Source organism: Roseovarius sp. A-2 (genome assembly GCF_002072155.1).
Taxonomy (GTDB): domain Bacteria; phylum Pseudomonadota; class Alphaproteobacteria; order Rhodobacterales; family Rhodobacteraceae; genus Roseovarius.
On sequence record NZ_BDIY01000003.1, the window covers coordinates 100,095 to 117,805 of the forward strand.

The 17,711-nt window shown below is 65.8% G+C and carries 15 protein-coding genes; 12 read left to right on the forward strand and 3 right to left on the reverse strand.

The genetic code is table 11. From position 1 onward, the window contains the following. Positions 1-9: 9 nt before the first annotated feature. From BHD06_RS05820 to BHD06_RS22915, 12 genes are all read left to right on the forward strand, one after another. Positions 10-810 carry a cytochrome c oxidase subunit 3 gene (locus tag BHD06_RS05820; protein ID WP_080456057.1) on the forward strand — a complete coding sequence of 267 codons (801 nt, stop codon included), beginning with the start codon at positions 10-12 and terminating at the stop codon, positions 808-810. 107 nt (positions 811-917) lie between these two features. Beyond that, the gene (locus BHD06_RS05825; RefSeq protein ID WP_080456058.1) at positions 918-1,601 is read left to right on the forward strand and encodes an SURF1 family protein; all 684 of its coding nucleotides are present in this window, start codon (positions 918-920) and stop codon (positions 1,599-1,601) included. Continuing rightward, positions 1,598-2,986, forward strand: a complete 1,389-nt coding sequence (gene thrC / locus BHD06_RS05830; RefSeq protein WP_080456059.1) for a threonine synthase — start codon at positions 1,598-1,600, stop codon at positions 2,984-2,986. The genes BHD06_RS05825 and thrC overlap by 4 nt, the downstream gene beginning before the upstream one ends. Next, entirely contained in the window at positions 2,983-4,245 is a 1,263-nt protein-coding gene (locus BHD06_RS05835; protein ID WP_080456060.1) for a pitrilysin family protein, read from the forward strand. Before thrC ends, BHD06_RS05835 begins: the two co-directional genes overlap by 4 nt. Next, positions 4,245-4,832, forward strand: a complete 588-nt coding sequence (locus tag BHD06_RS05840) for a GNAT family N-acetyltransferase (RefSeq protein WP_080456061.1) — start codon at positions 4,245-4,247, stop codon at positions 4,830-4,832. The genes BHD06_RS05835 and BHD06_RS05840 overlap by 1 nt, the downstream gene beginning before the upstream one ends. 145 nt (positions 4,833-4,977) lie before the next feature. After that, positions 4,978-6,048 (forward strand): SPASM domain-containing protein, encoded by a 1,071-nt coding sequence (locus BHD06_RS05845; protein WP_080456062.1) that lies wholly within the window; start codon positions 4,978-4,980, stop codon positions 6,046-6,048. Further along, the gene (locus BHD06_RS05850) at positions 6,045-7,097 is read left to right on the forward strand and encodes a hypothetical protein (protein ID WP_080456063.1); all 1,053 of its coding nucleotides are present in this window, start codon (positions 6,045-6,047) and stop codon (positions 7,095-7,097) included. Before BHD06_RS05845 ends, BHD06_RS05850 begins: the two co-directional genes overlap by 4 nt. A 28-nt stretch (positions 7,098-7,125) precedes the next feature. Next, positions 7,126-8,343, forward strand: a complete 1,218-nt coding sequence (locus tag BHD06_RS05855; protein ID WP_376764842.1) for an ABC transporter substrate-binding protein — start codon at positions 7,126-7,128, stop codon at positions 8,341-8,343. A gap of 96 nt (positions 8,344-8,439) precedes the next feature. Then, positions 8,440-10,089, forward strand: a complete 1,650-nt coding sequence (locus BHD06_RS05860; protein ID WP_080456310.1) for an ABC transporter permease — start codon at positions 8,440-8,442, stop codon at positions 10,087-10,089. Between the two features lie 13 nt (positions 10,090-10,102). Then, positions 10,103-10,732, forward strand: a complete 630-nt coding sequence (locus BHD06_RS05865; RefSeq protein WP_080456311.1) for an ATP-binding cassette domain-containing protein — start codon at positions 10,103-10,105, stop codon at positions 10,730-10,732. Positions 10,733-10,793: 61 nt separating this feature from the next. Continuing rightward, on the forward strand, positions 10,794-13,310 hold the full coding sequence (locus BHD06_RS05870) for a cation:proton antiporter (protein ID WP_080456064.1): 2,517 nt from the start codon (positions 10,794-10,796) through the stop codon (positions 13,308-13,310). Then, a complete protein-coding gene (locus BHD06_RS22915) occupies positions 13,307-13,534 on the forward strand; it encodes a hypothetical protein (RefSeq protein ID WP_139784645.1) in 228 nt (75 codons plus the stop codon). The genes BHD06_RS05870 and BHD06_RS22915 overlap by 4 nt, the downstream gene beginning before the upstream one ends. On the opposite strand, the gene BHD06_RS05875 is transcribed toward BHD06_RS22915, so the two are convergent. The 3 genes from BHD06_RS05875 to BHD06_RS22920 all read right to left on the reverse strand — a co-directional run bounded on the left by BHD06_RS05875 (position 13,521) and on the right by BHD06_RS22920 (position 17,583). After that, entirely contained in the window at positions 13,521-13,757 is a 237-nt protein-coding gene (locus BHD06_RS05875; protein WP_080456065.1) for an Lrp/AsnC ligand binding domain-containing protein, read from the reverse strand. The genes BHD06_RS22915 and BHD06_RS05875 overlap by 14 nt on opposite strands. 69 nt (positions 13,758-13,826) lie before the next feature. After that, complete coding sequence (locus tag BHD06_RS05880; protein ID WP_080456066.1) at positions 13,827-16,697, reverse strand: error-prone DNA polymerase; 2,871 nt, start codon at positions 16,695-16,697, stop codon at positions 13,827-13,829. Between the two features lie 415 nt (positions 16,698-17,112). Further along, positions 17,113-17,583 (reverse strand): oxidoreductase, encoded by a 471-nt coding sequence (locus BHD06_RS22920; protein WP_139784646.1) that lies wholly within the window; start codon positions 17,581-17,583, stop codon positions 17,113-17,115. Positions 17,584-17,711: the final 128 nt, after the last annotated feature.

Here is a 17,711-nt window from a genome sequence, read left to right on the forward strand (position 1 = left end):
TAAACCAAGATGGCACACGCGAAAAACCACGATTACCACATTCTGCCCCCCTCCATCTGGCCGCTTCTGGGCGCGCTGGCGGGGTTTGTCATGCTCTTCGGGGCGGTTCTGTTTTTCCACGATCACGGGCCCTGGATGCTTCTGGCCGGGGTCGTGGGCGTGCTCTACGTGATGTTTGGCTGGTGGGCCGATGTCGTCCACGAGGGTGAGACCGGCGATCACACCCCGGTGGTGCGGATCGGCCTGCGCTATGGCTTCATCATGTTCATCATGTCCGAGGTGATGTTCTTTGCGGCGTGGTTCTGGAGCTTTTTCAAGCATGCGATGTACCCGATGGGGCCCGAGAGCCCGATGGTCGATGCGATCTGGCCGCCGGCGGGGATCGAGACCTTTGACCCCTGGCACCTGCCACTGATCAACACGCTGATCCTGCTGTGCTCAGGATGCGCCGCGACCTGGGCGCACCATGCGCTGGTGCATGAGGACAACCGCAACGACATCAAGTGGGGTCTGATCCTCGCGATTGCGCTGGGTGCGATATTTACCGTGTTTCAAGCCTATGAATACAGCCACGCGGCGTTCGGTTTCTCGGGCAATATCTACGGGGCCAACTTCTTCATGGCGACCGGCTTTCACGGTGCGCATGTGTTGATCGGCACGATCTTTCTGTTCGTCTGCCTGATCCGCGTGCTCAAGGGCCATTTCACGCCCGAGCAGCATGTCGGTTTTGAGGCGGCGGCGTGGTACTGGCACTTCGTCGACGTGGTCTGGCTGTTCCTGTTCGCTGCCGTCTACGTTTGGGGCGGGTGACGATTTTTCGGCGAAAAATCGTGCCCGGCAGCAGGCGCGGATATTTTCGGCAAGATGAAGGTGCGGGGGGATTTGACCCTCCCGCATTTTCCTTTTGAGAGGGACCCATGCGAAAGAGTGTTCTGGTGCCGCTGATCTTTGGCATTGCCGGTGTGGCGGTGCTGGTGTCGCTGGGCAAGTGGCAGGTCGAGCGGCTGGCCTGGAAAGAGGCGGTGCTGGCCAGGATCGAGGGCCGGATTTCCGCCGATCCGGTGCCGCTGCCCGAGGTGGCGGGCGCGCAGGCCGACCGCTATCTGCCGGTTCAGGCGGCGGGCGAGATCGGCGCGCGGGCGCTGCGGGTCTTGGTCAGTCAGAAGCAGGCCGGCGCGGGTTACCGGGTGATTTCCGCCTTCGAGACCGAGGGGCGGCGGGTGCTGCTGGATCGCGGATTCATCAAGGTGGCGGAGGAGATTCCGGTGACCGGGGGCGTGGTGCGGGTTGTCGGCAATCTGCACTGGCCCGATGATCGGCTGAGTTCCACGCCCGAGAACGATGTGTCGGGCAACATGTGGTTCGCCCGCGATATCGCGCAGATGGCTGAGGTGCTGGGGACCGAGCCGTTGATGATCATCGCGCGCGAGGTGTCGCCGCCGGAACAGGGCGTGACGCCGCTGCCGGTAGACACAGTGCACATTCCGAACGATCACTTGAGTTACGCGATCACGTGGTTTTCGCTGGCCGCCATATGGGCCGCGATGACCGGGGTTTTCATCTGGCGGATGCGCCAGCCAAGGAAAGGGCAGCAACGGTGAACTACATCTCGACAAGGGGCCGCGCGCCCAGCTTGAGCTTTGAAGAGGCGATGCTGACCGGGCTGGCGCGTGATGGCGGGCTCTATCTGCCGGAGAGCATTCCGGTGATGGAGGCGGATGATATCCGCGCGCTGGAGGGGGTGAGCTATGAGGAGGCGGCGTTCCGGGTAATGCGGCCGTTCATCGGGGACGCCTTTACCGACGAGGAGTTTCGCGGGATCATCGCGCGGGCCTACGAGGGCTTCGGCCACGCCGCGCGGGCGCCGTTGAAGCAGCTGGATAGCGGGCATTTCCTGCTGGAGCTGTTCCACGGTCCGACGCTGGCGTTCAAGGATTTCGCCATGCAGCTGATCGGGCAGATGTTCGAATTCTCGCTGAAGCGGTCGGGGGATCGGGTGAGCATCGTCGGCGCGACCTCCGGCGATACCGGGTCGGCGGCGATCGAGGCGTTTCGGGGTCTGGATGCGGTGGATGTGTTCATCCTCTATCCGCATGGGCGTGTGTCCGAGGTGCAGCGGCGTCAGATGACGACGCCGACTGAGAGTAATGTGCATGCGCTCGCCATCGACGGGCATTTCGACGATGCGCAGGCGCGGGTGAAGGACATGTTCAACCACTTCGAGTTTCGCGACGGGGTGCGGCTGGCCGGGGTGAACAGCATCAACTGGGCGCGGGTGCTGGCGCAGGTGGTGTATTATTTCACCTCTGCGGTGAGCCTTGGCGCGCCGGATCGCAAGGTGTCGTTCACCGTACCCACGGGGAATTTCGGGGATATCTTTGCGGGCTATATCGCGCGGCGCATGGGGTTGCCCATCGTGCGGCTGGTGGTGGCGACCAATCAAAACGATATTCTGCACCGCTGTCTGAGCACGGGAGAATACCGCCCTGATGGGGTCGTCCCGTCGATCAGCCCCTCGATGGATATTCAGGTGAGTTCCAACTTCGAGCGCGCGCTTTATTATGCTTACGGTCAGGATGGCGGGGCCGTGGCGCAGGTGATGGACGAGTTGAAGGCCGGGGGATTTGCCGTCAGTCAGGGCGCGTTGCAGGCACTGCGTGAGGCGTTTGAAAGCGGGCGCTGCGACGAGGATGCTACGCGCGCCACGATCCGGGACACGTGGGAGCGCAGCGGCGAGTTGCTGTGTCCGCATAGCGCCGTGGGCGTGCATGTGGCCGAGGCGCATCGCAGCCCCGGCGTGCCGATGATCACGCTGGCCACCGCGCATCCGGCCAAGTTTCCCGCCGCTGTCGAAGAGGCGAGCGGGCTTCACCCCCCCTTGCCCGAGCGCATGGCGGACCTGTATGAGCGGGAGGAGCGCGTGACGCGCATTGCCAATGATCTTGGCTCTATCGAAACATTGATCAAGGAACGGATCACGCATTGAGTGTAGAACTGACCACGCTGCCGAACGGATTTCGCATCGCGAGCGAGTATATGCCCGGACTGGAATCAGCGGCCATCGGGGTTTGGGTCATGGCGGGCGCACGCCATGAGCGGGCCGAGCAGAATGGCATCGCACATTTTCTGGAGCACATGGCCTTCAAGGGCACCAAGCGGCGCAGCGCCTTGCAGATCGCCGAGGCGATCGAGGATGTGGGTGGCTATATCAACGCCTATACCAGCCGCGAGGTGACCGCCTATTACGCCCGCGTCTTGAAGGATGATGTGCCGCTGGCGATGGATGTGATCGCCGACATCCTGCGCAATCCGGTGTTTGATCCGCGCGAGATCGAGATCGAGCGGGGCGTGATCCTGCAGGAGATCGGGCAGGCGGCGGACACGCCCGACGACATCATCTTCGACTGGTTGCAGGAGCAGGCCTATCCTGATCATCCACTGGGGCGCACCATTTTGGGGGCCGAGGCGCGGGTGCGCGGCTTTGGCCGCACCGAATTGGAGGGGTTCGTAGATCAGTATTACCGCCCCGGGCAGATGGTGCTGGCGGCTGCGGGCGCGGTTGATCACGAGGCGCTGGTGAAGATGGCCGAAGAGACCTATGGCGACATGATCCCGAGCGACACGATAGAGCCGCCCAAGGCGCGGTTCGCGGGCGGTGAAACGCGGCATGTCAAGGATCTGGAGCAGGCGCATTTCGCGCTGGCATTCGAGAGCCCCGAATACGGGCATCCCGATATCTATACCGCGCAAATTTATGCCTCGGCCTTGGGCGGGTCGATGTCGTCGCGGCTGTTTCAGGAGATCCGCGAGCGGCGGGGCCTGTGCTACACGATCTTCGCGCAGGCCGGGGCCTATGCCGATACCGGCATGCTGACGATCTATGCGGGCACCTCCGAGGATCAGATGGGCGATCTGGCCGGCATCACCGTGGACGAGATGAAGCGCGCCGCCGAGGATATGTCCGACGCGGAGGTCGAGCGCGCGCGAGCGCAGATGAAGGCGGGGCTGTTGATGGGGCTGGAAAGCCCGTCGAACCGCGCCGAACGGCTGGCGCGGATGTTGCAAATCTGGGGCCGGGTGCCCGATCTGCCGGAAGTGGTGGAGCGGATCGACGCGGTGACGCTGGCCGATGTGCGGCGGCTGGCCGAGCAGACGGTCACGCGCGCGCCCTCGGCGCTGGCGCTCTATGGTCCGGTGTCGAAATCGCCGACGCTGGACAGCCTCAACGCGCGGCGCGCGGCCTGATGTTGCTCTTGCCACGCCGGAAGCTGAGGATCGAGACCGAGCGTCTGACCCTGCGGCAACCGGCGATGAGTGATTTCAGACAATGGAGCGCTCTGCGCGCGCAGAGCGCCGATTTCCTGATGCCGTGGGAGCCTGCATGGGCCGCCGATCATTTGGCGCGCAAGGGGTTTTCCAACCGGGTGTTCTGGGCGCAGCGCTCGATCGCCAGCGGCGCGGCCCTGCCGCTGTTCCTGATCCGGCGTGAGGATCAGACCCTTCTGGGGGCGATCACGTTGGATCATATCCGGCGTGGCCCGGCGCAGGTGGGAACGCTGGGCTATTGGATCGGGCAGCCGCATGCGCGGCAGGGTTACATGGGCGAGGCGATTGCGGCGGTGGTGCATTACGCCTTTGACCGGCTGGATCTGAGCCGGATCGAGGCGGCGTGCCTGCCGGAGAACCACGCCTCGCGCGGGCTCTTGGAGAAATGCGGCTTCAAGTATGAGGGGGTCGCGCAAAGCTATCTGCAGATCAACGGGCGCTGGCGGACGCATGTGCTTTATGCCGCGCTGCGCCCGGACCGGCGCGGGCGGACGGATGTGGGCTGAGGCGCGGGCGCGTGACGTGTCAGGCGTTCGCGGGTTACAAGACTGACAATCCCGTGATCCTCCGGCGCTGGCCCTTTCAACTCGGGGCGGACTTGGGCATGCAGGGGCCAAATCCCGGTATCGGGCTGGAGACTGGAGGTGCGCGATGGAAAGCATTTACTACGTTCTGAACTGGGCCTGTCACCGCCGCTGCAAGCATTGCTACGAGGGGCGGTTTCGCCCCTATGTGCGCGATGCCCTGCGCGAGGTGGTGGAGGAATCGAAAGCCACCTTTCCCAAGGTTCTGGACAGCCTGCCCGACGAGTTGAGCTATCTCGACCTGAACGCGCCTTCGGAGACGGCCCCCGGCGGCTATGAGCGGCGTGCCAGCCGGATCATTCTGGCGGGCGGCGAAGTGCTGGTCGATCCGGTGCGCGAGGAGGTTCTGTACCCTGCGATGGAGGCGATTCAGCGCAAATACGGGCCGCAGGGCGTGCGGGTGATCGTGCAGACGACGGGAGATCTGGTGACGCCGCAGATCATTGATGATCTGCTGACGCGCGGGGTCTGGATGATTTCCTGCGCCGGGATGGACGATTTCCATGTCGGCCACGAGGGCGACAAGCGGATGCCGCTGATCGACCGGCTGCGCGAGATGTTTCAATCGGCGGGGATGCGTGACAGCGCGCTGGCCTCGACCACCCGCAACTGGGCCGATCAGACGGAGGATCAGCCGGTCTATTCGATGTTCGGCGCCACGGAAGACGCCTGGATCGGCAAGATCTGGCCGCGCGGGCGGGCGTGGGAGAACTCGCTTTCCAAGGCCGGGATCACCGACAATTTCTGCAATGTGTGGTCGGGGGGCATGGGCTTTCTCAATCGTGGTTATTCGGGGTCGGAGGTGTCGATCGACCCCAATGGCGATGTGTTTCCCTGCTGTCTCAAGACCGCAGCACCGCTGGGCAATCTCTGCGAGGAGCGGCTGGAGGATATCCTCGACAGCCTCGTGGGGCATCCCGCCTTCGAGGCGATTTCCATGGGGCACCCCGAGCGGATGGGGATGGCGCATGGTTGGGATCTGTCGCGGTTTTTCGAGGAATCGCGCACCAAGCGGCCCGATGGCGCGCCCTATCGCAACCTCTGCATCGGCTGTGACCGGTTCTTTGAAAAGGTGCTGGGGCCGGAACTGGCGCGGCTGCGTGAGGAGCGCATCGCGGCGAGACGGGCGGCGGAATGACGGTCAGGGCCGGGGATCGGCGCGGCGCGCTGCTGCCGGCGCTGTCTCAGGCGCTGGAGGCTGCGGGGATCGCGCGCGGTGTGCCGGAACTGATGGCCGATACCGGGCTGGCACATGATCATGTGCGGCTGGGTGGCACCGGCTGGATCGCGCGGTTGCCGAAGCAGAGCCAGATGCAGCTCGCGCCTGCCGAAAACCTCGCCTATCAGGCGGCGTGTTTCGAACGCGCGAGCGCGTCGGGTCATGCGCCGCGCCTCTCGGCTGTGCTGCCGCCCTCGGATGCGCTGCCGCGCGGCGGGCTGGTGGTGGAGGAGATCGAAGGGCGGGTTGCGCGGCTGCCCGAAGACCTGCCTGCGATCATGGCGGCGGTGGCCGCGATCCATGCCTTGCCGGTGCCGGAGGCGCGTGCGCCGCTGCTCGACCCCGCCGATCCGCTGGTCGGGCTGCTGGAGGAGATCGACGCGCAGGCGGCGTATCTGCATGCGGCTGAGCCTACGACGCGGGGCATCGTCGAAACCCATATCGCCGCGTTGCGCGATCTGGCCAATGAGGCGCCGCGCCCGCCCAAGCGGCTGATTTCCTTTGACGCGCATCCCGGCAATTTCATCGTCACGCAAGCGGGCCTCGCCGTTCTGGTCGATCTGGAAAAGGCGCGTTACAGCGCGCCGCCGCTCGATCTGGCGCATGCCACGCTCTACACCTCAACCACTTGGGATATTGCCACCCACGCGGTGCTGACGCCCGAGCAGGTGGCCGATGCCTGTCGCCATTGGCTGGAGTGCCTGCCCGTGGCCGAACGCGCCGCCCTCGCGCCGTGGATATTGCCGATGCGGCGGGCGATGTGGCTGTGGTCGATGACATGGTGCGCGAAATGGCGTGTCCTGTCGGGGGCCGAGGCCAAGGCGACGCAGGATGGCGAGGACTGGGCGGCGGGCAAGAGCGAGGCGGCGCTGATTGCCCATGTGAAGGGCCGCGTCGATCACTATCTTGATCCCGAGACGGCGGCGCGGATGGATCAAGACTTCGCGCGGCTGGCGGATTTGCTATAACAAGACAACCCGACAAGGAGACCCCGAGATGATCCGACAGATTATGACCTCGCTGGCCGCCCTCGCGCTGGCCGCACCGCTGGCCGCGCAGGAGGTGGTGCCCGACCCCACCGATTGGGAAGGGGTCACCGGCGCGGCGGAGGGACAGACCGTCTATTGGCACGCCTGGGGCGGTTCGAATGCCACAAATGATTATATTGCCTGGGCGGGCGATCAGGTCGAGGCGCGCTATGGCGTGACCGTCGAGCATGTGAAGCTCAAGGACACCTCGGATGCCGTGAGCCGGGTCATCGCCGAGAAATCGGCGGGCAAGGATGCGGGCGGCGCGGTCGATCTCATCTGGATCAACGGCGAGAACTTTGCGGCGATGAAGGAGCAGGGGCTGCTGTTCGGTCCCTGGGCCGAGGACCTGCCCAACTGGCAATTCGTCGATGTCGAGGGCAAGCCCGCCGTCACGTCGGATTTCACCGTGCCGACCGAGGGGCTGGAGGCACCGTGGGGCATGGCGCAGATCATCTTTTACCATGATACCGCGCGGTTAGCGGAACCGCCGCGGTCGATCCCCGCGCTGCTTGACTGGGCGCGGGACAATCCGGGCCGCTTTGCCTATCCGCAGCCGCCCGATTTCGTGGGCAGCACCTTTCTCAAGCAGGCGGTGATGGAGTTGACGCCTGATCCGTCGGTGCTGACCGAGCCGGTGAGCGAGGCGAGCTATGAGGCCGCCACCGCGCCGCTCTGGGCGTATCTGGATGCGCTGACGCCGCACCTGTGGCGCAGTGGCGCGGCCTATCCGCAATCCGGGCCGCGGCTTATTCAGTTGATGAATGATGGCGAGATCGACCTCGCGCTCAGCTTCAACCCGAACGAGCCGTCGAACGCCATCGCCAATTTCGAACTGCCCGAGACGGTGCGCAGCTATGTGCTGGACGGCGGCACCATCGGCAATGCGAGCTTTGTCGCCATTCCGTATAATGCCAATGCGAAAGAGGGCGCGCTGGTGCTGGCCAATTTCCTGATGTCGCCCGAGGCGCAGGCGCATAAATCCGACCCGGCGGTCTGGGGCAATGGCACGGTGCTGGCGCTGGACCAGCTTTCGGAGGAGGACCGCGCGACGTTTGAGGCGATTGAGCTGGGCGTCGCCACGCTTGCTCCCGATGAGCTGGGCGATGCGCTGCCCGAGCCGCACCCGTCGTGGATGGTTCGGCTGGAGCAGGACTGGACCGCGCGCTACGGCGTCGGTCAGTAAAGACCCGTGCGCGCCGCTGCCAGCACCATCGCCCCGGCACGGCGGGCGCGGCGGGCGCGGTTCCTGCCCTGGGCCCCGCTGCTGACGCTGGGCGTGATGCTGGGGCCGGTGCTGGCGGGGCTTCTGGGTACGCTGGCCCCGGCGCTGGGCTACATGCCCGCGCTGGGCGGCATCGGGGTCAGCGTTGCGCCATTCGAGCAGCTTTTCGCCTGGCCGGGCCTGCCCCGCGCGGTGGCACTGAGCCTTGGGGTGGGTCTGGCTGCAACGGCGGTCTCGCTGGTGATTGTGGTGCTGATCTGCGCGGGCTGGGCGGGGACGCGCACCTTTGGCATGATCGAGCGGCTGCTGTCGCCGCTTTTGTCGGTGCCGCATGCGGCGGCGGCGTTTGGGCTGGCGTTCCTGATCGCGCCGTCAGGTTGGATCGTGCGGGGGCTGTCGCCCTGGGGCACGGGCTGGGAGCAGCCGCCCGATCTGTTGATTTTACAGGATCCGGCGGGGCTGAGCCTGATCTTTGGCCTGGTCACCAAGGAGGTGCCGTTCCTGTTGCTTATGACGCTTGCCGCGCTGTCGCAGGCACGCCCCGCCCAAAGCCTGCGGATGGCGCAGGCGCTGGGCTATGCGCGGGTGACCGGCTGGCTCAAGACGGTGTTTCCGCTGGTTTACCGGCAGATCCGGCTGCCGGTCTATGCGGTGCTGGCGTTTTCCATGTCGGTGGTGGATGTGGCGATCATCCTCGGACCGAACACGCCGCCGACGCTGGCGGTGCAGGTGGTGCGCTGGATGAACGACCCCGACCTTGCGCTGCGCTTTCAGGCGGCGGCGGGGGCGGTGCTGCAACTGGGGCTGGTGGTTGCCGGGCTGGGCCTGTGGCGGCTGATGGAGATGACGGTCGCGGGTCTGGGGCGGCGCTGGATTGCTTCGGGCGCGCGCGGGCATCGCGACGTCGATCAGGGCATCCGCCGTCTTGCGCTGGCGCTTGGGGCGACGGCGGCGGTGGCGGTGATCGCCGGGCTGGCGGGTCAGGTGGTCTGGTCCTTTGCCGGGATGTGGCAGTTTCCCGACCTGCTGCCCGACGGATTTACCCTGCGAAACTGGGCGCGTCACGGGCCGCGCCTGGCCGGGCCGATGGCCGAGACGCTGATCATCGCCGCCACGGCCACCGGCCTCGCGCTTTTGCTGACGCTGGCCTGTCTGGAGGCCGAGCATCGCTACGGGCTGCGCCCCGCCACGCGGGCGCTGTGGCTGCTTTACCTGCCGCTGATCGTGCCACAGGTGGCGTTTCTTGCGGGGTTCCAGACGCTGTCGATCAGCGCCGGGGTGGCTGGCGGGCGGTTGGCGGTGACGCTGGCGCATCTGGTCTTCGTGCTTCCTTACGTTTTTCTGGCGCTGGCCGATCCCTGGCGGGCCTGGGACCGGCGGCAGGATATCATCGCCCGCGCGCTTGGGGCGGGCCCGGACCGGGTGCTCTGGGCGGTGCGGTTGCCGATGCTGCTCAGGCCGGTGTTGACGGCGGCGGCGGTGGGGTTTGCCGTGTCGGTGGGGCAATACTTGCCAACCCTGCTGGTCGGCGCGGGCCGGGTGCCGACGCTGACGACCGAGGCGGTGGCGCTGGCCTCGGGTGGCGACCGGCGGGTGATCGGGGTCTATGCGCTGGCGCAGATGGCGGCGGCGTTTGCCCCCTTCGCGCTGGCGGTGCTGCTGCCGCGCCTGATGTGGCGCAACCGGAAAGGATTGCTGAATGGCTGACGGGGCTGCGCAGATGACCGGCCTGCGGTTCGAGCAGGTGGTGCTTTCATTGGGCGAGGTGCGGCTGATGGCGCTTGACTGCACCATCGGGCCGGGCGAGGTGCTGACCGTGATGGGGCCGTCGGGCTCGGGCAAGTCGACGCTGCTGGCGGCGATCACCGGCACGCTGGAGCCGGCCTTTGCGATGACCGGGCGCATCCGGCTGGACGGGCGTGACCTGGCGGGACTGCCCACGGAGGCGCGCCAGATCGGTCTCCTCTTTCAGGACGAGTATCTTTTCCCGCATCTGTCGGTCGCGGCCAATCTCGCCTTTGGCCTGAAGCCGGGGCTCAAGGGGCGTGCCGCGCGGCGTGCGCGGATCGAGGCGGCGCTGGCGGAAGTGGGGCTTGCGGGCTTTGCCGATCGTGACCCGGCCACGCTCTCGGGCGGGCAGCGGGCGCGGGTAGCGCTGCAACGGATGCTCTTGTCGGAGCCGCGCGCGCTGCTGCTGGACGAGGCGTTTTCCAAGCTCGATACCGGGCTGCGCGCACAGGTCCGCGAGCTGGTCTTCGAGACCGCCCGCCACCGCGCGTTGCCGGTCCTGCAGGTGACGCATGATCATTCCGACGCCGAGGCGGCGGGGGGCGAGACCGTCTGTCTGTAATTTGACCACAGGCGCGGGATTTTCCCGATGCCTTCGCCGATCAGTGTGCTATTTCAACGGTATGGATATCGTTCTCATCCTCAGCATCATCGCCACGCTGTTTCTGGTGATCGGCGTGGCCGAGCCGTTAGCGGCGCGGTTGCGTGTACCCTACAGCGTGATTCTCGCGATCATCGGCATCCTGATCGGCGGGGGGGCGCTATTTTTCCTGCGAACCGAGCTGACCGATGCGCTCAACCCGATGGCCGAGGCTATTCTCGCGCTGCCGATCCGGTCGAACGTGTTTCTCTACGTGTTCCTGCCGACGCTGCTGTTTCAGGTCACGCTTGGCATGAACCTGCGGCGGATGATCGACGACTGGGTGCCGATCCTGATGCTGGCGGTGGTGGCGGTCGTGGTGGCGACGCTGGCGGTGGGCTATGCGCTTTTCTGGGCGAGTACCCTGCCGTTGGCCGCCTGCCTGCTGATCGGGGCGATTGTGTCGACCACGGACCCGTCGGCGGTGGTGTCGATCTTTCGCTCGATCTCGGCGCCGCGTCGGCTAGCGCGGATCATCGAGGGCGAGAGCCTGCTGAACGACGCCGCCGCCATTGCGCTTTTCGGCCTGTTCATGGGCTTCGTGATGCTGGGCACGCCGGACCCGGCGCTGAGCGATGCGGTGATGCGGTTTCCGAAGCTGATCGCGGGCGGCGCGGTGATCGGATGGCTTGCCGCGCAGGTCGCAATCCTGCTTATGACCCGCGCCGCCCGCTACGAGCTGGCGCAATTGTCGATCTCGGTGGCGCTGCCCTATCTGGCCTATATCGGGGCCGAGCAACTGGTCGGCGCGTCGGGGGTGATCGCGGTCGTGGTGGCGGGGATCACGCTGAACCTCGCCGGGCCGGGGCGGCTGACGCCGCAAAGCTGGGCCAATCTGCGTGAACTATGGGACGTGCTGGCGCATTGGGCCGGGGCGCTGATCTTTATCCTCGCGGCGTTGCTCATCCCGCGTCTGCTCGAAGAGGTGCAGGTCGGGGATTTCGTGCTGGTTGGCGTGGTGATCATGGCGGCGCTCGCGGCGCGGGTGGTGGTGCTCTACGGGCTCCTGCCGCTCCTGACCGCGCTGCGCCTGTCGCCCGCCGTGGAGCGACCCTACCGGGTCGCTATCCTCTGGGGGGGCTTGCGCGGGGCGGTCACGCTGGCGCTGGCGCTGGCGGTGACCGAGAGCTTTCGCGTGCCGGACGGCATTCAGCGGGTGGCGGGCATCCTCGCCACCGGCTTTACCCTGTTCACGCTGCTCGTGCAGGGCACGACGCTGCGCTGGATTATCCGGCGGCTCGGACTAGACCGGCTGTCGGCGCTCGATGAGGCGCTGTCGCGACAGGTGGTGGCCGTGGCCTTGCAGACTGTGCGCGAGGATGTGGCCCGCACCAACGAGAATTACGAGCTGACCCATGACATCGTGCGCTCGGAGGCCAAGCGGTTCGGTGAGCGGCTGGAGACGGAGGTGAAAACCGCCGAGGACCGGGCCGATATCCTGGAGCGCGACCGCATTACGCTGGGACTGATCGCGCTGGCCGGGCACGAGCGCGGTACGATCCTGGCGCGGATGCACGAGCGCACGATCTCGGCGCGGATGGCCGACACCGTGTTGTCGGATGCCGACCGGCTGATCGAGGGCGCGCGCTCGGCCGGGCGCAACGGATACCGGCTCGCGGCGCGGCGCAGCATCGCCTATGGCTGGGCGTTTCGCGCGTCGGTGGTGTTGCACAACCGGCTGGGCCTGTCGCGGCCGCTGGCGCGACTGACGGCGGACCGGTTCGAGCGGCTGTTGTCGCAGCGTCTCATTCTGCGCGATCTCGGCACCTTCATCGACGGGCGCATCCGCCGCATTCACGGGCGGCGCGTGGCCGAACTGCTGCATGAATTGCTGGCGCGGCGGGTCGAGACGGTGGAGACCGCGCTTGAGGGGTTGCGCCTGCAATATCCCGGCTATGCCGAGGAGCTGGAACGACGGTTCATCCGTCGCACCGCACTGCGACTGGAAGAGCGCGAATATGCCACGATGCGCGAAGACGGGCTGATCGGGGCCGAGGTTCATGCCAAGCTGATGGAGAAAATCACACAGCGTCGCGCCGCCTCGGAGGATCGTCCGCCGCTTGATATCGCGCTGCAACGCAAGGATCTGGTGCAGCAGTTTCCGCTCTTCGCCGATCTGGATGCCCGGGCGCTCCGGCATCTCGCGCGTGCGCTCAAGCCGCGCTATGTCAATGCCGGGACCGTGATCTTTCGCAAGGACGGCCCGGCGCGGCGCGTGTTCTTCATTGCCTCGGGTGCGGTTGAACTGGAAAGTGCGGGGCAGACCTGGCGTCTGGGACGCGGCGAGATGTTCGGACAGATGGCGATTCTGATGAAGAAGGCGCGGCGCGCCGAGGTGCGTGCGATTGCGCCGAGCACATTGCTTGTGCTCGACGAGGCACGCTTTCGCCGCTTGCTGCGCCGGAGCAAGGCGCTCCGGGAGGCGGTGCGCAGCAGTGCCGAGAAACGCGGGATCGACCCGACGCGCCTGCTGTCCGAGATCACGCAGGAGGCGGGTTGAGAGTATTGCAGCGTCGCGGTGAACGCGATGGTGTCGGCCCCGTGGCGGGTGGTGCGGGATGCGGTGATCCCTGGCCTGAACCTGTCATTCACCAAACAGAATTTTCAAAAAATTCCGTGCAAGAAAACTCTGAGCTATCTTGTCCGTTTTCTTTTCAAGAAAACGGTGACGACTTGAAAATGGACGGTCCGCTTCAGGCCATTGCTGTTTTCAGAACGCCTTGAAGGTCAGCGTTGTTTCGGTGCGTTCGATCCCGTCGATATCGAGGAGCTTGTCGTTGATGTATTTGCCGATATCCTCAGCCTCGGGGATGTAGAGCTTCATCAGCAGGTCGAAGGGGCCGGAGGTCGAGTATAGCTCGGAATGGATCTCGCGCAGGGCGATGGCCTCGGCCACGCGGTAGGAGTGACCCGGCTTGCAGCGGATATTGATGAAGACGCAGCGCATGATGGCTCCTTGGCGTTGATCTGGGTTCCGTCCTGAGTATTTCTGTAACCGTGCCGATTGGCAATGACCTCAGCTGCCTGGTGGTGTCAGGAGGGGCCGCAGCAGGGCCAGCGGATGCGCGCGCAGGCTCAGATGCAGGGCGGCGTAATCCTCGACCATCGCCTCGCCGAGGGTCATTTCCGGCAGATGCGCCGCCGGTTCATGGATCGCCTCGCCATCGAGATCATGGGCGAAAAGCGGCAGCGGTTCGGGGCTGTGCAGCGCCTTGGCCTGCCAGAGCGCGTCGCGCCGCGTGAGCCCGAGGGCGGCGAAGGCATCGGCCTCGGCCAGACGCGCGAGCAGCGCAGGTGCCGTGCCCGCGCGCCGCCAGACCTCTTGTGGTCCGGCATAACCATTGCCGCGCGCCGCCGCGATCCAGTCGGCCTCGTCCCGGGCGACGCCCTTGATCTGGCGAAACCCGAGGCGCAGTGCCAGCCGCCCCTGCCGGTCGGGCTCCAGCGTGTTGTCCCAGTAAGAGGCGTTGATGCAGACCGGGCGCACGGTGACGCCGTGTTCGCGTGCATCCCGCACGATCTGGGCGGGGGCGTAGAACCCCATCGGCTGGGCATTCAGCAGCGCGCAGGCAAAGACCGCCGGGTGGTGATGCTTGATCCAGGCGCTGGCATAGACCAGATGGGCGAAGCTGGCGGCGTGGCTTTCGGGAAAGCCGTAACTGCCGAAGCCCTCGATCTGGCTGAAGCAGCGCTCGGCAAATTCCATGTCATAGCCATTGGCGCGCATGCCGCGCAGAAAGCGGTTGCGGAACTCGCTGACATTGCCATGTTTCTTGAAGGTGGCGAGCGAGCGGCGCAGGCGGTCGGCCTCTTCGGGGGTGAACCCCGCACCGATGATGGCGATCTGCATCGCCTGTTCCTGAAAGAGTGGCACGCCGAGGGTTTTGCCCAGCACCCGGCCCAGCTCATCCGAGGGAAAGCTGACCGGTTCCTCGCCGTTGCGGCGGCGGATGAAGGGATGGACCATGTCGCCCTGAATCGGCCCGGGCCGGATGATCGCCACCTGAATCACCAGATCGTAGAAGGTGCGCGGGCGCATGCGCGGCAGGAAATTCATCTGCGCGCGGCTTTCGACCTGAAAGACGCCGAGGCTGTCGGCGCGGCTGAGCATCTCGTACACCTTCGGGTCTTCGGGCGGCAGGGTGGCGAGCGTATGCGCCTGCCCGCGATGATCGTGCAGGAGATCGAACGCCTTGCGGATGCAGGTGAGCATACCGAGGGCCAGCACGTCGACCTTGAGGATACCAAGCGCGTCGATATCGTCCTTGTCCCAGCAGATCACCGTGCGGTCGGCCATGCTGGCGTTCTCAATCGGCACCAGCTCGTCCAGCCGCCCTTCGGTGATGATGAAGCCGCCGACATGCTGGCTGAGATGGCGGGGAAAGCCGGTGATCTCGCGCACCAGATCAAGGGTGAGGGCAAGGCGCGGCTCACTCGCATCCAGGCCCAGTTCGCGCAGGCGCTCCGGGCTGAGCCTGCCATCGCCGCCATACCCCCAGATCTGCGAGGTCATCGCGCCGAGGATGTCTTCGGAAAGGCCCATGGCGCGGCCGACCTCGCGGATCGCGCGTTTGGAACGGTAATGGATCACCGTGGCGCAGAGCCCGGCGCGGTGGCGCCCGTAGCGTTCATAGATCCACTGGATCACCTCCTCACGGCGCTCGTGCTCGAAATCGACGTCGATATCGGGCGGCTCGTCGCGCGCCTCCGACACGAAGCGCTCGAACACCATGGTGCCGATCTCGGGCGACACCGATGTGACGCCGAGGCAGTAGCAGACCACCGAATTGGCCGCCGAGCCGCGCCCCTGACAGAGGATGCCGCGCGAGCGGGCGAAGGCGACCACATCGTTGACGGTGAGGAAATAGGGCTCGTAGCGCAGCTTGGCGATGAGGGAAAGCTCGTGTTCCATCATCGCGCGCACGCGGGTAGGTGCGCCACCCGGATAGCGCCAGTCGAGTCCCGCCTCGGCCAGCCGCCGCAATCTCTGGCCGGGGGTCTCGTTTTCCGCCACTTCGCTGGGATATTCGTAGCGCAATTCGTCGAGCGAGAAGGTGAGCCGGGCGGCGAGGCGGGCGGCGCGGTCGACCGCGTCTTCGTGGCCCTTGAAGAGGCGGCGCATCTCGGCCTCCGAGCGCAGGCGCGCTTCGGCATTGGGCAGGGCGTGGCGGCCCAGCCGGTCCACGGTCACGCCCAGCCGGATCGCGCTGAGGACATCGGCAAGGCGGCGGCGCTGCGCGCGGTGCAGGATCGGGGCCGCGGCGGCAAGGGTCGGCAGGCCAAGGCGGGCGGCCAGCCGGGTCTGGCGGTCAAACCGTGCCGGGTCGCGCCCGTCATAGTGCGGGCGCAGCAGCAGGTGCATGTGCGCGCCAAAGCGTGCGGCGAGTTGCGCCGCCTGCCTGTGCCAGTTCCTTTCACCGCCGGAATGCAGCAGCAGGTGCAGGCCAGCCGCCCCCTCCAGCAGATCCGCAAGGTGCAGTTCGCAGCCCCCCTTGGCCGCGCGCCGCCGCCCGAAGGTGAGCAGACGGCAGAGGCTGGCCCAGCCCTGCCGATCGCGCGGCAGGGCGGTGAGCGTCAGCCCGTCGCGCAGCACCAGTCGGGCAGCAGGGATGAGCCGGGGGGTGGCGGCCCAGTGCGGGGTGGTGGGCCAGGGCGCAGGCGGGCCGATCATCCCGTCGCGCGCCTCCTGTCTCTGGCGTTCGCGCACTTGCCGGGCGATCTCGCGCGCGCGGGCGTGGGCGCGCACGATGCCCGCGACGGAGTTTTCATCGGCGATGGCCACGCCCGAGAGGCCGAGCGTGGCGGCACGCTCGATGTATTCCTCGGGATGGGCGGCCCCGGTGAGAAAGGTGAAATTCGAGAGGGCAGAGAGTTCGGCGAAGGGCATGGGGTGGTTGCGATTCGGGAAGGGCGGGTCGGTATGTAGTATATTCACGTTTTGTTCTTTTTCGAGTCCTCGTGTGATTGAGGTGGAGTGTGCCTTGAGCGGATGAGGTGGATGCCGAGGCAATTTGCGAAGCGGTTCGGCGCCCGACCATGCGCTTTGCCGAGATCAAGACAGAGAAACAGCAGGCAATTCATTCAATCCATCGGACGCACGATCTGGCCGTCCGGCAAGGCACGCAGATGGCCGGGCAGATGGCCAATATGATCCGCAGCCTGTTGCGTGAGTTTGGGCACATTTTGCCCACCGGGATCGAAGCGGTGATGGCTTCACAAAGCGCCTTTGGTGGCCGAGCGGATCGTGTCCAGCCGCCGCTTGAAGCCGGGTGCGCTGATCAGCGGCGCAATGCGCGCCACGATCAGTTGTTCAGAATGTCGATCCGGTTGACCTGCCAAACGCTCAGCGCGAAGATCTCCTCGCTCTGGAATTCCGGGTTCTGGTCGAACGGAAAGATCACCCAGAGCGGTCCTTTCTGGCGCACCGAAAAACTCTCTCCGCCGATCCGGTTGGCCAGGATCGGTGTGGTTTCGGCGATTTTCTCCACCGGGAAATCGACGTTGTAATCGTTGATTGCGTAGATCCGAAGGCGCGACGGTTCGGCCTCTGCCGCTTTGAGGATGGTGTGCAGGGACGGGCCCGAAAAGGTGCGCACCGCGTCGGTCCAGATCGTTGCGGTTGCAAAGCTTTGCTGCGGCAGGGCTGCAAGGTCGGCATCGCTGAACCGTATCGTGGTACCGCGACACAGATCGTTGAGCGTCAGGATCGTGGCCTCAGCATGGGCGAGATGCGGGGCCGCCCCGGCCAGCGCGGCGGCGGTCGCGAGTGTCATGAACTGTCTGCGCTTCATCACAATATACTCTTTCCGGTTGTAACAGGAGGTGCGACAGTGTCTTGATAGCAGAGTTTTGGTCAGACGGCCTCTATCAATCGCGGTGTTGATATCAAAAGATAGCAAAA

Coding starts and splice junctions, on each gene's coding strand:
- BHD06_RS05845 (WP_080456062.1), top strand. CDS start 4,978: ATGGAAAGCATTTACTACGTTCTGAACTGGGCCTGTCACCGCCGCTGC.
- BHD06_RS05870 (WP_080456064.1), top strand. CDS start 10,794: ATGGATATCGTTCTCATCCTCAGCATCATCGCCACGCTGTTTCTGGTG.
- BHD06_RS05855 (WP_376764842.1), top strand. CDS start 7,126: ATGATCCGACAGATTATGACCTCGCTGGCCGCCCTCGCGCTGGCCGCA.
- BHD06_RS05840 (WP_080456061.1), top strand. CDS start 4,245: ATGTTGCTCTTGCCACGCCGGAAGCTGAGGATCGAGACCGAGCGTCTG.
- BHD06_RS05820 (WP_080456057.1), top strand. CDS start 10: ATGGCACACGCGAAAAACCACGATTACCACATTCTGCCCCCCTCCATC.
- BHD06_RS22920 (WP_139784646.1), bottom strand. CDS start 17,583: ATGACACTCGCGACCGCCGCCGCGCTGGCCGGGGCGGCCCCGCATCTC.
- BHD06_RS05850 (WP_080456063.1), top strand. CDS start 6,045: ATGACGGTCAGGGCCGGGGATCGGCGCGGCGCGCTGCTGCCGGCGCTG.
- BHD06_RS05880 (WP_080456066.1), bottom strand. CDS start 16,697: ATGCCCTTCGCCGAACTCTCTGCCCTCTCGAATTTCACCTTTCTCACC.
- BHD06_RS05865 (WP_080456311.1), top strand. CDS start 10,103: ATGACCGGCCTGCGGTTCGAGCAGGTGGTGCTTTCATTGGGCGAGGTG.
- BHD06_RS05875 (WP_080456065.1), bottom strand. CDS start 13,757: ATGCGCTGCGTCTTCATCAATATCCGCTGCAAGCCGGGTCACTCCTAC.
- BHD06_RS05860 (WP_080456310.1), top strand. CDS start 8,440: ATGCTGGGGCCGGTGCTGGCGGGGCTTCTGGGTACGCTGGCCCCGGCG.
- BHD06_RS05825 (WP_080456058.1), top strand. CDS start 918: ATGCGAAAGAGTGTTCTGGTGCCGCTGATCTTTGGCATTGCCGGTGTG.